Here is a 14,756-nt window from a genome sequence, read left to right as displayed (position 1 = left end):
ATTCTGTTGCCTACTAAATAATGAAAATTTCTCGTCTTGTAAGCAGCTAGCTATTTTATCTTTGCTAAATGCTTTTCTCCAAATCGACACCACACGACACATACTGCCTTCATAAAGCCTTAGATTTATAGGCGATTTTGGCACACTGCGTAGGCGTAGCCCGCACTTCGACTTGGCTCAGTGACCATCGTAGACATCGCGAAAAAATGTTATCCAACGCTAGACTCTTGATATTGTGACAATAGGTCGATGACGTTGTTAAAACTGGTAAAATAGTCTTGGAGTGTAATAGCTGCTTGACCAGTGAATTCAATCCATTTGTAATAGTAGAGATTTTGAGCAATGGTATCCTACTGGAGCGAGGAAAACTGAGGAGTAGCTAAGGAAACAGAAACGTTTTTTCACTCGAAACCGTTTGATTATCTAGCCTAAACACAGCCACATAGCTGGTGTTAATAAAAACGTTCTGTATCTCAATCAATATCATAGCTAGTTGTAACCGTCCAGGATAATATATTTTATGGTATATAACCCAGTAAAGTTGACAAGTTCGTTACAGAAAAGACACCGCCTTTTATCCGAGTTTATGCAAGTTGAAAAAGTAATTAAACGATCTCTAGGTAATGACAACGCAGTTATTTTTAGTTATTTTTAATTTAAAAATATTAATTAAATAACTAGTTTCTATAACCACTTTAAAGCATTGAATTAATAAAAACACTAGCATACTTTACAGAAACTAAATCATTCCTTTAAACTTATTTTATAAACAACCATATACTCTTACTGATAGAAATTTTGAATAAATTTAGCATAAAAGTATAATCTATAACTAAATAAATATGTGAAAAATTTTGTTATCTATGGGTTAAACATAAATATGCTCTTGGTTAAGTTAACACTACAAATCTGTTGTCTAATAAGTAAAAATTCAATGAATACATAGATAAAGCCAATAACTATAAGTATTATTTTTCAGAGAAGCATCATAATTGAGTCAAAGTTTTTGGTTATTTTTTAATATAAGTCAAGTTAAGAAGCAAAGTGGTTATTTATAAAGCAAATATTAATTTTAAGTATGTTGCTAGATAAACATAATATGAGTTAAATGAATTTTCAGTAAACAGTCAACTTAAGCAAAGCTCAGGTTTTGCATCTTATCTATCACTGACACGATCTGCAATCAATAACAGGGCTAATAGCTTAAGTAAGGGCAATTCATCAATTACCCCTACTAGAAATCGCTAGAATAATGTCTTATATTACACAACCTTGATAATAATAATCTGTTAGTAATATCAAATCTGCTTAATAACCAACTATTTATACGTATTCAATTGCTAGACAATAGATTAGCGATTGGTACACTTTTTCAGCACCTCATCTGATTGTGATGAAATATTTTAGTGAGAGAATCAGGACTTATGCAAATTCAATGAGTTGACAAAAATCAACTTTTAGTCCATACTTGATAACAAGTTTATCCAGGTTTTGATATCATTTTTATTAGCGCTTGGTTGTTCTTGAAAGTTAAGTTTGCTGGCTAGCGCTATTGTATTTTACGCTACGAGATTAGATGACAAATTAGGATATAACTTAGGAAGCTTTGAAGTAACACGCCATTAATTTTCACGCCAAAATACTAAGTTTGGGCGGTAAAAGCGTACAACAATTCATATAAAACCAATTTAGAACCATCCACTCGAACGAGGTAGAAAACCTAGAGGAAAAGCCCTCTTGGTAATTTGCGGATGAGTCTATTCTAATTGACTAAATATAACCAGGATATTCTCTAAAAAAGCAGAATTGGAATGAAAATATGGCAGTAAATAAAGAAAGTCGATTATTCAGAAAACCCGTAGGCCGATCGCAAGTAATTTTAGCAGCTTCTCTGACTTTAGCGGCTGGATTAATCGCTTTCTATAGTTTGACACCCTATTGGTCTAAACCCAAAGTTGTGACATCGCCAGCAAATTCTCCCAAAGCTGCTGCTCCTGCGAAAGTTGCTGTGACAGCCTTAGGACGCTTGGAGCCAGAAGGCGAAGTTACTACTTTGACTGCTCCTACATCTAATAATGGGGTGCGAGTAGATAGACTGTTGGTGAAAGAAGGAGATGCGGTTAAAGCAGGGCAATTACTGGCCTATCTCGAAAATTATGGTCGTTCTAAAACCGCATTGCAACAGGCTATAGACCAACTCCAAGTTGCCAAAGCTAAACTAGCGCAGGTGAAATCTGGAGGTAAAACGGGAGATGTTGATGCTCAAAAGGCTGTAATTGCTCGTTTAGAGCCACAATATAAAGGAGACGTTGCGACACAACAGGCGACAATTGACCGCATCCAAGCGGAAGTAGACAACGCTCAAGCTGAGAATAATCGTTATCAGCAATTATATAGACAAGGTGCGATCGCGGCTTCTGTAGCAGATAGCAAAGCTTTGCAACTAAAAACTACACAACAGCAGCTAACAGAAGCCCAAGCCACCCTCAAGCGAACTCAAGACACATTCCAAGAACAACGCAAACAAGCACAAGCGCAACTCAAAAGTATCAGTGAAGTGCGTAGCGTAGATGTTCAAGTTGCACAAACCGAAGTCAATAGCGCCACAACTGCTGTTCAACAAGCAAAAGCCGACTTGGATTTAAGTTACATCAAATCTCCCATAAATGGCAAAATTTTGAAAATTCACGCCAAAACCGGAGAAGTAATTAGTACCACCAGAGGATTTGCTGAGATAGGTAAGACATCTCAAATGTATGTGATTGCAGAGGTGTATCAAACCGATGTTCAAAAAGTGCGTGTAGGACAAAAAGCTACCATTACCAGCACTGCATTTCCTGGAACAATAAAAGGAACTGTAAAAGAAATTGGTTGGCAAGTTGATAAACAAAGCATCTTTAGCCTCAACCCTGGTTCAGATACAGACCGCAGAATAGTGGAAGTGAAAATCTCCATTGATAATCCCGCCGACAGTGAAAAGGTCGCTCGTTTCACTAACTTACAAGTCGATGTCGCCATTCATATTTAGTCATTGAACATGGGGCATAGAGCATTGGTCATTAACCAATGACAAATGACAAATGACAAATGACAAATAATAAATAAATCCATGATTTTCAAAATTCCTTTAGCATGGCTACAGCTAGCCCAGCAAAAAGTTCGTTTATTAGTAGCTGTAGCCGGAATTGGCTTTATTGTGCTGCTAATGTTTGTGCAACTTGGTTTTCAAGATGCCCTCTACTCCAGTGCAACCGCAGTCCATCAGAATCTCAAGGGAGATTTATTTTTAGTTAGTTCGCAATATAAATCTTTGACCTCAAATCAAAGCTTTTCGCGGACTCGTTTATATCAATCTCTGGGATTTGATGGCGTAGAGTCAGTTAGTCCCATGTATTTGCAATTTGCCAAACTGAAAAATCCGGCTACTAGTGAAAAATATTCAATATATGTTATTGGTTTCGATCCAGGTAGACCTGTGATGAATCTTCCAGAAGTTGAGAAAAATTTAGATAAACTCAAAATTCCCGATGTTGTGCTTTTTGACCGAGGTTCTCGCCCAGAGTTTGGTCCAATAGCTGAAAAATTTAATGCGGGAGAGACTGCACAAACAATTGAAATATTTCCCTTCAACTCATTAATTGGTTATCGAGTGAGAATTGGTGGCTTATTCACATTAGGGCCTTCCTTTGGGGTAGATGGAAATTTACTTGTTAGTGACTCAACTTTTTTGCGGATAAATCCCAATACTCGTCCGGCAGATATGATAGATATCGGTTTGATTTCACTAAAACCTGGTGCTAATGCCGAAAAAGTCCTGAAAAATTTACAGGCAAATTTGCCTAGTGATGTCCAAGTTTTTACCCGCCAAGGCTTCATTGATTTTGAAAAAAACTATTGGGCTGTTAGAACACCTATTGGTTTTATTCTTAATTTGATGTTGACAATGGCTGCGGTTGTTGGTGTGGTTATTGTTTATCAAATTCTTTACAGCAATATTGCTACCCAATTTGTTGCTTACGCCACTTTAAAAGCCATAGGTTATGCCAATAGCTATTTATTAAATGTGGTATTTCAGCAAGCTTTAATTTTAGCAATTTTAGGCTATATCCCAGGATTTCTTACTTCTGTATTGTTGTATAGTTTTGCAGCAGAAGCAACTAAACTACCAATAGTTATGACCACTAATAATGCAGTGATTGTCTTAACTTCAACAGTCTTAATGTGTATAACATCAGGAGCGCTTGCTATCAATAAACTTCGCTCCGCAGATCCGGGAGAGATTTTCTAGCTACTTGGTAGCAAAATAATTTAATTATTTTGCCACGATCTAAACTGATAGCTAAGTATTAGTGCAGCCTCTCCACAGAAAAATTCTTCTTATACAAAGTTTAGATTTTAGATGAAAAGTATTTACCAATATTTAAATGTGGTATTACTTAAAGTCTTTTATCTAACAAATCAAATTCACCTATTTAACAATAATTTCGATTTTATGAACCTCAAAGACAAAACTCTCCTAATTACCGGGATTAATGAATTTGTCGGTTTGCGTACAGCCGAGTTAGCCATAGCGCAAGGGATGAAGGTTCGTGGACTACAAAGTTCTACAGAACAGAACAAACAATTACAGAATTTAGGTGTAGAGGTAATTATTGGTAGTATCACCGATTCTACTATTGCTCAAAAGGCTTGTCAGGGAGTAGATATCGTTTTACATACAGAGCAAATTGCTGAAGAAGCTGGTGCAATTAAGCATTTTCGTGATGTGAATGTTGGCGGTACTGTCAATATGGCTAAAGCTGCTAAACAAGCTGGTGTCAAAACATTTGTGCATTTATCTAGTGTGATGGTTTACGGTTTTAACTATCCTGATGGTGTTACAGAATCCGGCCCACTCTCTGGCGAAAATAATCCCTACTGTCAAACGAAAATCGAAGCCGAAACAGCACTTCTAGAACTGAATAATCCGTCAGATTTTGGCATCATCATTATTCGAGCCGGAGATGTTTATGGTCCTGGAAGTATTCCCTGGATAGTCAGACCAATTCTGATGATGCGCCAAAAATTATTTGCTTGCGCCAATGATGCTAAAGGAGTAATCAATCATGTATATATAGATAACCTGATTGATGGCATCTTTCTCGCGATAGAAAAAGAAATCTACGGTGAAATATTTAATATCACTGATGGACAAGAAACTTCGTGGAAAGAGTATTTTATGCGTTTAGCAGCAATGGAAAATTTGCAAGCACCTCTTTCATTATCAAAAGATGAAATCAAATTGTTTCTAAAGCTACGCGTTCAAGGGCAAAAACTTTTTCGGAAAAAAGTTGATATTTTACCAGAGTCCATAGATTTTATGACTCGTCCCTATGCTTGTTCCATTGCCAAAGCCCAAAATCTATTAAATTACAAACCAGTAGTTGACCTAGAATTAGGTATGCAGCAAACACATGAATGGCTGCAAAAAACAGATATTCAAAGCTTGGTGAAATAGTTCACATATTTTTGAGAATTCAGGAGTCAGGAGCCATAATGGGCTAAACGCCCCGCTATCGCTAACAGAATGATTGCAAAATGAAGAAGCTAGAAGACTCTTGATTTACTTAAAATGATTCAGCTTGGTATCAAAGTATTCTAAATTCTGACTCCTGAATTCTGACTTCTGAATTCTTGCATTGCATCTACCTAACTACAATTAAGCAGAAAATAATCCACAGATTTTCCGAATACTTGTTTTCTATGAGTAGCAATCAGCCACGATTGAGCATCGGATTACCTGTATACAATGGTGAAAAATTTCTCAAAGAAGCCATAGAATCACTTTTGGCTCAGACCTTTGAAGATTTTGAACTTATTATTTCAGATAACGCATCGACAGATAAAACGGAAGAAATTTGTAGAGCTTATGCCGAGCAAGACCAACGTATTTGTTACTACCGCAATGACACGAATATCGGTTGTGCTGGTAACTTTAATCGCGTCTTGAAACTGTCTTCGGGTGAGTATTTTAAATGGGCAGCTCATGACGATCTACATTCTCCAGATTTTATCAAGAAGTGTGTCGAGGTGCTTGACCAAGATCCTACGATAATCTTGTGTCACTCCCAGGCATATTTCATTGATGAACAGGGGAATTTTATCCAAAATTACGATATCAAAGTCAAGGCCGATGCACTAAAACCGCAGGAGCGTTTTCACGAATTGCTGACCAAGCATTTATGCAATCAATGTTACGGGGTAATTCGCGCTAGTGCTTTGAAAAAGATACCGCCTATGGGTGGTTACGGTAATGCAGATGGAATTCTTTTGTTAAGACTTGGTATTCTTGGTAGGTTTTATGAAATCCCTGAATACCTGTTTTTCTTCAGAAGTCATCCGCAACAATCAATGAGTATGTTCTTTCCCCATTATTTGTTGTTAACAAATACAAATCAAAAATCATTCTTGAGTATGCTCCCGGATTTTTATGGGTATACAGTGTGGTTTGATTCAGCAAAGAAAGGACAAATTTTATTCCCACATTGGAGAATAATCTGGGAGTACATACTCTCTATATGGCGTAGTCCCCTGAGTTTGAATGAGCGGCTATGTTGTCATAGAAGTTTACAACAGCAGTTAAAAGGGACAGAATATCTTTTACTGAAAGATTTGCTAAGTGTGGTGCAAGTACTTTGGAAAGATTGGAAAACAGCATTCATTAAAGAAGAGCAAGTCATTCTTTGAAAGAATCAGTTCACAAATCAAAGCTGACTAACGCGGCTTTCTATCAGCCCCAAAATCACTTATCCTAATTACAAAATTATGCTGAAACTATCTCAACTATCTCATGTTTTGCTTGCTACTTTAGCGAGCATCAGCTTTGCTAAAACAGTGAACGCAGAGCCAACTGCAACACTTAATGTTGTAGTAAATGGAATACATCACCAAAAAGGTGAGATTTGCTTTCGAGTTTATGCAAGTGAAAAAGGATTTCCAATGAGTAGTGCTAGTGAAGCTCAAAGTGGCTGCGCTAAGATTACTGGCAGTTCTGTAACAAAAAAATTCTCTGGTTTGAAACCTGGAACTTATGCTGTCGCTGTGGTTGACGATCAAAATGGCGATCGCAAACTAAATAAAGACTTTTTCGGTATTCCCAAAGAAGGTTTTGGGATTTCCAAAAATCCAACTGTGTCCATACAAACAGGTACACCAAAGTTCCGTGATGCCAGTTTTGTTGTCAACAAAAATACAACAGTGACCATCATCATGAAATATTCACTGGATTCGTAAAGGAAATGGGGAGTGGGGAAGAAGCAGGGGAGCAGGGGGAGAATAAAAATTACCTCTTTCTCCTCTGCTCCCCGCTCCCTGCCCCTTGTTCTCTTTCCAATGCCCAATGCCCAATCCCCAATTTCCAATCCATTATTCTGTCGGAGATTAAAAATTTAATGGAAGATTTGGCAATATTTCTGTCTAAGTCTTTGATGGGTTGGCTGGTTATTCAGGTGTGTTTTACGCTTGTCTTTATATGGTATCTGCGCTCGTCTAAAAAAAACTTATTGCCAGACGATCAGCTACCCAAAACAGCAGTAATTCTTTGCTTACGCGGAGCCGATCCGTTTTTGCCTAGATGTTTGCGATCGCTCCTAAATCAAAACTATCCACAGTATGATTTAAAGTTGATCGTTGATAGTCACGAAGATCCTGCTTGGAAAATTGCTAGTGAAACCATCACTGAGCAAGAAGCAACCAATGTTCAAATCAGCCCTTTGAGAATAGTACGCAACAGTTGTAGTCTCAAATGCAGTTCTTTAATCCAAGCTGTCCGGGAGTTGGACGACTCTTACAAGGTGGTTGCTTTAGTCGATGCTGATACTATAGTTCATCTGAATTGGCTTAGAGAATTAGTCAGTCCTCTAGGGGATGCGAAAGTAGGCGCAACAACCGGTAATCGTTGGTACGTACCAACAGGTAGCTATTGGGGTTCTTTAGTGCGGTACGTCGGCAATGTCTCTACAGTAGTGCAAATGTTTATCTTCCAGATTCCTTGGGGTGGAACTTTGGCTGTGAAAACAGAAGTGCTTCGCCAAACAGAACTGCTAGATAAGTGGGGACAAGCTTTAGGCGAAGATTTTATGATGCACGACATCCTGAAAAAACATGGTTTCCAGGTAAAGTTTGTGCCTTCGCTGTTAATAGTCAATCGTGAAGAGACTGATTTATTCAACTTAATAGACTATCTCAAGCGCCTTATCCTTTTTTCTCGACTGTATCATCCTCGTTGGTTGGCTCTTGTAAGTGAAGCTGTTTCTAGCATTTTGTTTCCGACTCTACTAAGCGTGTTAGTTCTAGAGTCGCTGTTAGAGGCAAAATGGGAAGCTGCGGCTCTGTTGTTAGTCTGCTATGGAGTTTACACTGTCGGATTACTCTTGATAATGCTGGTGTTGGAATTAGAGATACAGCGAGTAGTTCGCTCTAACGATCAAGCGATCGCCAAATTATCAGCTACTACAATTATCAAAATGTTGATTGGGATTCCGTTGACACAGTGGGTTTATGGGTTAGCGATGCTATCATCCCTGTGGACATCAACAGTCACCTGGCGCGGTGTCAGCTATCGAGTTCAAGGGCCTTGGAATGTCCGCTTGGTGGAATATCGCCCTTATCAATGGTTGGATCAACCGATTAATAGCAAGGTTTCTCTTTGAATTAAATCGCTAAATATCAACTAGGGCATGAAAGTTATTACACTAAACATTCCCTAGTCTTCAAATTGTATTATCTTATATTTAGTAGAACTATATTAGCTATAACCCTTGTAAAAATATACGTTTTTACTTGTTGATTACCAAAACGTATTGACATTTTTGGCAAGGGTTTAGACAAATATATTAAGGGGAATTTTGACTTAGCAGTTTGGATGTTTTGATATAGCAGGAGACAGAAGGCAGTTCTTGCTGGAGGTAAAAGTATACTTTTCCTAGCATTCACGCTTGTCATTATGTCCTAAGCTATGTGATTACGGCTATAGTTTAAATCCAGATTGACAAACATCCACTTCAAAATCGAAAATTTCAGCTATTTAACAATGCGTAAATCCTTAGTCTAACTGTATTGACGGGAATTTCTGAGCCAAAGAATCAGGATGTTCATGAAACATTTGCTGCGTAAATCCTAAGTTAAAAACCAGCAATTTTGTGAAATATTCCCCTTTATTATGACTAAGCAAAAACTTCGCATTGCACTGTTTACAGGGTTGTATGCTCCTTTCTTAACTGGTGTTTCCGTTGCAGTACACCAACGAGTTCGTTGGTTGCTAGAGCAGGGACATGAGGTTTTTCTAATCCATCCGCAAATCAACGATCGCTACCCCAAAAATGTTGGCGATCGCCCCATGCCAGGTTTAGAAGAAATTCAATCTTTCTCCAATTTCTCTGCTTACGCATTCCCTACAGAACCACTGGTATTTTACAAGTCTCTTCCTCAACCGTTGAACTATCGGCATTGGAGCGATACCAAGTTGCTGGAGAAATTCCAGCCCGATATTATCGTGGTTGAAGAAGCAGCCCAAATGAGAGGTTTATACTCATTTTTCTTGCAAGGTTATGGTCGCCCTATCGGCACTCAATATGCAAAACGAACAGGCACGCCAATAATATCACTGTTCCATACAGATATTGTTGCGTATATCAAATATTACTTTGGAGACCGATTCTTCAATTTGGTTCGTCCCATCGTTCCCGTTTTAGTCAAGCAGTTTAGTGAGTCTTATGACTTCAATTACTTCTCTTCTAAAGAACAACTGACTAAATACGAAGAACTGAAATGCCAACGCGCTGAATACGTCGCTTATCAAGGTATCGATTGCGAAAAATTTCACCCGCGAAACATTTGTTACGATCCAATTCCCAATGATAACCGACCAACTCTGTTGTTTGTTGGACGCATTACACCGGAAAAGAATGTCAACCAATTGCTTGATATCTTTCCAGTCATAGCTGCCAAAATTCCTGATGTCCATCTGGTAATTGTTGGTAGTGGCCCGCTAGATGAAGAGATCCGCGAGCGTGCTAAAAAGTTTGGATCGGGTGTTACTGTATGGGGTGAGTCTCACGGTACAGAACTTCTAGGTTGGTTTGCTAGAGCAGATGTTTTTGTCAATCCCTCCGTCACCGAGAACTTCTGCACGACAAATAACGAAGCGCTAGCCTCTGGAACTCCTCTGGTTGCTGTTGTTGCACCGTCAACCTCAGAACAGGTATTTCCTGGTCGTAACGGCTTCCTTGCCCAACCTAACAACCCTACAGACTTCGCTCAAAAGGTAATTGCGATTCTAGAAAATCCCGGTTTGAAAGCAGATATGACTAGACACGCTCGCCCTTCTATACTCGAATTTGATTGGTCAGCGTGTATGCAGAAATTTGAACACAAACTTTACCAAATCGTTGAAGGAGCGCAGAAGGTGGAGGTAGGTACAACCAGTATAAGACCACAGCGATAAAAAATATGGCGATCGCTAGTATTTACAGTATTAGCGATCGCTAATTAGTGACTTTGAGTTTGACTAAACCTGTTAGTTGATGGGTGCGTAGGCATAGCGCGTCGTAGACATCGCATTAAAATGAAACCAGAGTTTAATAGCTGGGATAATAATGGAAGTTTTTCAAATTACGACAATTGTTGATGCATCAGGGCATTTGCATCTTGATATCCCAACACCGCTAGCGCCTGGGGAGGTGAATGTCGTGGTTGTTCTGAATCCAGTTGCATCAAATAGCACACAAAAATCTGATTATGATTTTTCCGATCTTGCGGGTAAATTAGCCTGGGAGGGAGATGCATTAGCGATGCAAAGGGTGTTACGAGATGAGTGGTAATCGCTATTTGTTGGATACAAATGCGATCGTTTATTCTGAGCAGTACAATTTTTGTTAAAAATTCTGTAAAATTATCATAAATTTTCAGTGAAATTACTGCTATAACTTTTAACAAATATGTTACTTGCCGTATTATCTTGATGTCAGACTACGGTTAAAAAAGTAATTTTTATGACATACGCACAAAAGTTACCAGTGTCTCTGCTTGGAGCAGCTTTAATTGCCTTGGGCACAGGGCAAATAGCACAAGCAGTATTATTAGTTGAATCAGAGTCAGCAGTGGTAAATCTTGATGCTCAAGAAGTAACATTCACTGTAAATTTTAATAGAGTGCCAGATTTTTTCACAGTTGATGAATTTGATAGACAAGCCGATTCTTTTCAATACTATATCGATCCGAGTGGGGAATTGCCTATTTTTAGACCGCCCTCTGCCTATAGTAACCTTTCCTCAATTATTCGCGGAGAAGAAATTCACGTTGCAGGTGACGTTCGGATACGTGATGTATTCTCAGTTGGTCCATCGGAACCGAATTCAGGAGGTTGGGGTAACATCCGTGGTTCAGTACCATACAGCCTTGATGGCACTGTGCTGAAATTTTCAGCACCTCTGCAATTTATTGGTGATTCAGACGGTTTGTTTAGCTATCGGTTAGAGTTGTACGAGTTTGGCAGTTGGAATGGTCTTACAAACGAAAATAAGTCTACTATTGCTAGTGTTCCCGAACCTAATTTTGCATTAGGTGCATTAGCTTTTGCAGCCTTAAGTGTAGGTTTACGGCAAAAACGTAACGTAAAGATATAGCAGGGGACAGGAGACAGGGAACAGGGAACAGGATCGAAAGTCGCTTGGTGTCTGGGTTTTATATTAGGTTTATGTCCTAAACGACTTGGCGACAGCTATAAGTCAGCCCCCAGTCCTGTAAATCAATACGCTTGGTTAAGGCTTGATCCCCCTAACTCATTAAAAAAGGAGGGAACTATACTAATAATGTTCAGAGACGTTGTAATACAACGTCTCTACAATTAACGGAAGCTAGTTTTAGCACCATGCCACCCATGTAAGATCGGCATAGTAAACAATCCCCACGCCAAACCTGTAATTAACCCAAAAGGCGTAACCAAATAGTTATTAAAATTCCACAAACCAAAAATCTGTGCTGCCAATTCCAAAGGATAAGCCATCATCAGCACACTGGCTAACGCCACACCACTCCAGCCATATTGATTTAACCAGTAAAATCCTTTACCACCAGTCATCCCATACAGCAGGCGAGTAATCAGCAAACCCGTGACAGTGCCATAGCAGCGCATACACACAGCCATAATAAATGGTGGTGCTAAATCTAACCCCATATCTGGTTGCGGACAGACATGATTACCCATGAAATAAATGATGTCCGCAATTCCAGGAAGCAAAGACACTCCAGACGCAGCCAAAAAGGGAGCGATAGGCGGGCCAAAAACCATCCCTACCAACAAGAAATCAGCAATCAAACTGACCCAATTAACCTGCAATTCACTGAAAGCTACTCTTGTCATTTCCTTTTGTCTGCGCCTTTGCGTCTACCTTTTCTTAACGTACCTTATTTACATAAGGACTTGTTAACTTATCCAACTGCTGAATCAACAGACTGAGGAACAAACCTACATCTGTCACCACACCCACTGATTCTACAGAACCGCGATCGCTTAACTTAGTCACTACAGCTGGATTAATATCGACACATACCATTTTCACCCCTGCCGGAGTCATATTACCCACGCCAATGGAGTGCAGCATCGATGACAGCATCAAAATCATCTCTGCACCTTCTAGGTGTTTGGCATATTGCTCCTGTGCTTGAATCAAATCCATTACGGTATCAGGCAAAGGCCCGTCATCCCGAATGGAACCCGCAAGTACAAAAGGTACATGATTGTGAACGCACTCATACATGACGCCACTTTTAATTGCTCCCGCCTCCACAGCTTTGGGAATGCTGCCATAACGACGGATACTATTAATTACCTTCAGGTGATGGCGGTGTCCTCCATGTACGGCGACACCCCGCTTCATGTCTACACCCAAGGAAGTGCCCATGATATTTTGCTCGATGTCGTGAACTGCGATCGCATTACCACCCAGCAGTGCTTGTACATATCCTTCCCGAATCAGTTGCGCCAGGTGTTCGCCGCCACCAGTGTGAATTACCACAGGCCCAGCCGTGACAACTACTTTACCACCAGCATCGCGGATTTTACGCAATTCCCAAGCCACTTGCTCAACGACTAATTCCACGCGCCGTTCGCTAGAAACCCCCGCCGACATAAAGCTGAATTCTTGGGTGCTGCGGAGTTCCCGCGATTCAGTTTTGCGGATGGTGCGGATACCTAAAACATCTACAATTACCTGTTCGCCAACTTTTAAATCGCGGAGTATTTTACACCGAGCTACAAAGCCATTGGCAGTTTGGGTAATGGCGATCGCGCCATCCATGCGTTGATTTTCTACCTTCACCCACTGACCATTAATTCGCACTTCGGTGGGATAAATTGTACTGACGTAAAAATCATCAGGCGCAACGCCATCTTGAATTACTGGCTCCAGTTTGGCATCTCGCTCATCATGGGGTAAATCTACAGCACCCAAATCAATCAATCGGGAGATGATTTCTTCCATCACTTCATGGGATGGTGCTGATACTCTCACCTCGGCGGCTGAAGTACTTTGCCGTTGTTCTCCCAAGTTGAAATTCAGGACTTTGAAACTTCCGCCGGCATCTATAATCAAATCCAAAGCGCGGTTAATTAAGCCAGCATCTAACAAATGTCCTTCCATGCGAATGACGCGGCTTTCTACCGAGACATTGGCATGAAGTTCATCTCTAACTGGTTCTGTCACCCGCAAAGTTAAGCACTTAGCCGCACCACCGGCTTTGAGAAATTCCGTAAGTGGTGTTTCCAGCACTTGGAAACCTGCATCCTGAAGGCGGGTTTTCAAAGCATCACTCGTCTTGTTCATGATGACGATGCTATCTACATTCACCGCATTACAAGCGAAGTTGACTGCATCAGCTTCTTCAATTGCGATGCGCTTTTCTGGTGCAACTCGCATTTCAATTAAGCGGTTGGAGTAAGAATCAAAAGCGCCGGGATAGTATAGCAAATAGCCATTTGTTAAAGGACAAAAACAGGTATCTAGGTGATAGAAACGTTCGTCTATTAATCGTAGGGATAGCACCTCAATATCCAGCCATTTAGCTAGATAAGGGTGAGAATCTAATTCCGAGCGGAAACCGTATCCCGCCCATAACCAGCGTCCTTCCCGATCTAGCAGTGCGTCTCCTGCTCCCTCAAAGGGCAAATCTTTGGGAAGTTCATTGACTGTATAACCATTTGCCTCAAACCATTGTTTGAAGAAAGGCTCCTCTCCCTGACGTTCCTTGTGCAAAAAGCGACTGAGGACGACATTATCGCCCAGAACCAAGCCAGCATTGGCGGTAAAAACCAAATCAGGCCAGCCTTTTTCAGGTGGTACTAAATCGACAATGGCGTGTTGTTTGAGGATTTGATGTAGTCCCTGCCACTGTTCCACGGCGCGATCGCGCGATGACTTGTGAATATTCCCTTCCATCCAAGGATTAATCACATAGTCCACGTCGTAGTGGTCAGGAGGGCACATTAAAAAGCGAATCCGAGAAGTCATAAAAATCTTACAAGCGTTTTATATGCTACAAGCTTACTTTGAATACAGACTTTTGTTTTTTTACAGGTAAAATCTGCTACTAAAGCATCTATCTTTTGATAGTTGAAGACTTGACCAAGCCTTCGCTCTCAATTCTATTACTGGAACATAGTAATAATACCAATTCAAAATTCAAAATTAACGTGAGTTCGACAGACCTCTCCCGGACAG

The 14,756-nt window shown here is 40.1% G+C and carries 11 protein-coding genes and 1 pseudogene; 9 read left to right on the top strand and 3 right to left on the bottom strand.

The window, feature by feature from the left end:
* Nucleotides 1-209 precede the first annotated feature (209 nt).
* Nucleotides 210-487, bottom strand: a pseudogene (locus tag ACR5KR_RS01015) (hypothetical protein).
* A 1,332-nt stretch (nucleotides 488-1,819) separates the two neighbouring features.
* Between ACR5KR_RS01015 and ACR5KR_RS01010 the strand changes: the two are divergent.
* The 9 genes from ACR5KR_RS01010 to ACR5KR_RS00970 all read left to right on the top strand — a co-directional run bounded on the left by ACR5KR_RS01010 (nucleotide 1,820) and on the right by ACR5KR_RS00970 (nucleotide 11,663).
* On the top strand, nucleotides 1,820-3,028 hold the full coding sequence (locus ACR5KR_RS01010; RefSeq protein WP_445628154.1) for an ABC exporter membrane fusion protein: 1,209 nt from the start codon (nucleotides 1,820-1,822) through the stop codon (nucleotides 3,026-3,028).
* Nucleotides 3,029-3,109: 81 nt separating this feature from the next.
* The gene (devC, locus tag ACR5KR_RS01005) at nucleotides 3,110-4,288 is read left to right on the top strand and encodes an ABC transporter permease DevC (protein WP_445628155.1); all 1,179 of its coding nucleotides are present in this window, start codon (nucleotides 3,110-3,112) and stop codon (nucleotides 4,286-4,288) included.
* A gap of 204 nt (nucleotides 4,289-4,492) precedes the next feature.
* A complete protein-coding gene (locus tag ACR5KR_RS01000) occupies nucleotides 4,493-5,497 on the top strand; it encodes an NAD-dependent epimerase/dehydratase family protein (protein ID WP_445632210.1) in 1,005 nt (334 codons plus the stop codon).
* 245 nt (nucleotides 5,498-5,742) lie between these two features.
* On the top strand, nucleotides 5,743-6,726 hold the full coding sequence (locus ACR5KR_RS00995; protein WP_448265122.1) for a glycosyltransferase family 2 protein: 984 nt from the start codon (nucleotides 5,743-5,745) through the stop codon (nucleotides 6,724-6,726).
* Nucleotides 6,727-6,804: 78 nt separating this feature from the next.
* A complete protein-coding gene (locus ACR5KR_RS00990) occupies nucleotides 6,805-7,272 on the top strand; it encodes a DUF2141 domain-containing protein (RefSeq protein WP_448265121.1) in 468 nt (155 codons plus the stop codon).
* Between the two features lie 158 nt (nucleotides 7,273-7,430).
* Nucleotides 7,431-8,690, top strand: a complete 1,260-nt coding sequence (locus ACR5KR_RS00985) for a glycosyltransferase (RefSeq protein ID WP_445628158.1) — start codon at nucleotides 7,431-7,433, stop codon at nucleotides 8,688-8,690.
* A 509-nt stretch (nucleotides 8,691-9,199) separates the two neighbouring features.
* Nucleotides 9,200-10,483: a glycosyltransferase gene (locus tag ACR5KR_RS00980; protein WP_448265120.1), complete on the top strand. Its 1,284-nt coding sequence runs from the start codon at nucleotides 9,200-9,202 to the stop codon at nucleotides 10,481-10,483.
* A 151-nt stretch (nucleotides 10,484-10,634) separates the two neighbouring features.
* Nucleotides 10,635-10,859 carry a hypothetical protein gene (locus ACR5KR_RS00975; protein ID WP_445628160.1) on the top strand — a complete coding sequence of 75 codons (225 nt, stop codon included), beginning with the start codon at nucleotides 10,635-10,637 and terminating at the stop codon, nucleotides 10,857-10,859.
* A 171-nt stretch (nucleotides 10,860-11,030) separates the two neighbouring features.
* The gene (locus ACR5KR_RS00970) at nucleotides 11,031-11,663 is read left to right on the top strand and encodes a hypothetical protein (protein WP_445628161.1); all 633 of its coding nucleotides are present in this window, start codon (nucleotides 11,031-11,033) and stop codon (nucleotides 11,661-11,663) included.
* A gap of 221 nt (nucleotides 11,664-11,884) precedes the next feature.
* Here the strand turns inward: ACR5KR_RS00970 and ACR5KR_RS00965 are convergent, their stop codons facing one another.
* Both ACR5KR_RS00965 and argZ read right to left on the bottom strand, forming a co-directional pair.
* Complete coding sequence (locus ACR5KR_RS00965) at nucleotides 11,885-12,400, bottom strand: DUF2085 domain-containing protein (protein WP_448265118.1); 516 nt, start codon at nucleotides 12,398-12,400, stop codon at nucleotides 11,885-11,887.
* A gap of 34 nt (nucleotides 12,401-12,434) precedes the next feature.
* Complete coding sequence (gene argZ, locus ACR5KR_RS00960; protein ID WP_448265117.1) at nucleotides 12,435-14,546, bottom strand: bifunctional arginine dihydrolase/ornithine cyclodeaminase; 2,112 nt, start codon at nucleotides 14,544-14,546, stop codon at nucleotides 12,435-12,437.
* Nucleotides 14,547-14,756 lie beyond the last annotated feature (210 nt).

It is taken from the genome of Nostoc sp. DSM 114159, assembly GCF_053470285.1.
The sequence above is the reverse complement of the archived record's forward strand: the minus strand, read 5'-3'. Positions and strand labels throughout refer to the sequence as shown.

Coding starts and splice junctions, on each gene's coding strand:
- ACR5KR_RS00990 (WP_448265121.1), top strand. CDS start 6,805: ATGCTGAAACTATCTCAACTATCTCATGTTTTGCTTGCTACTTTAGCG.
- ACR5KR_RS00975 (WP_445628160.1), top strand. CDS start 10,635: ATGGAAGTTTTTCAAATTACGACAATTGTTGATGCATCAGGGCATTTG.
- ACR5KR_RS00980 (WP_448265120.1), top strand. CDS start 9,200: ATGACTAAGCAAAAACTTCGCATTGCACTGTTTACAGGGTTGTATGCT.
- ACR5KR_RS01010 (WP_445628154.1), top strand. CDS start 1,820: ATGGCAGTAAATAAAGAAAGTCGATTATTCAGAAAACCCGTAGGCCGA.
- ACR5KR_RS01000 (WP_445632210.1), top strand. CDS start 4,493: ATGAACCTCAAAGACAAAACTCTCCTAATTACCGGGATTAATGAATTT.
- ACR5KR_RS00995 (WP_448265122.1), top strand. CDS start 5,743: ATGAGTAGCAATCAGCCACGATTGAGCATCGGATTACCTGTATACAAT.
- devC (WP_445628155.1), top strand. CDS start 3,110: ATGATTTTCAAAATTCCTTTAGCATGGCTACAGCTAGCCCAGCAAAAA.
- ACR5KR_RS00970 (WP_445628161.1), top strand. CDS start 11,031: ATGACATACGCACAAAAGTTACCAGTGTCTCTGCTTGGAGCAGCTTTA.
- argZ (WP_448265117.1), bottom strand. CDS start 14,546: ATGACTTCTCGGATTCGCTTTTTAATGTGCCCTCCTGACCACTACGAC.
- ACR5KR_RS00965 (WP_448265118.1), bottom strand. CDS start 12,400: ATGACAAGAGTAGCTTTCAGTGAATTGCAGGTTAATTGGGTCAGTTTG.
- ACR5KR_RS00985 (WP_445628158.1), top strand. CDS start 7,431: ATGGAAGATTTGGCAATATTTCTGTCTAAGTCTTTGATGGGTTGGCTG.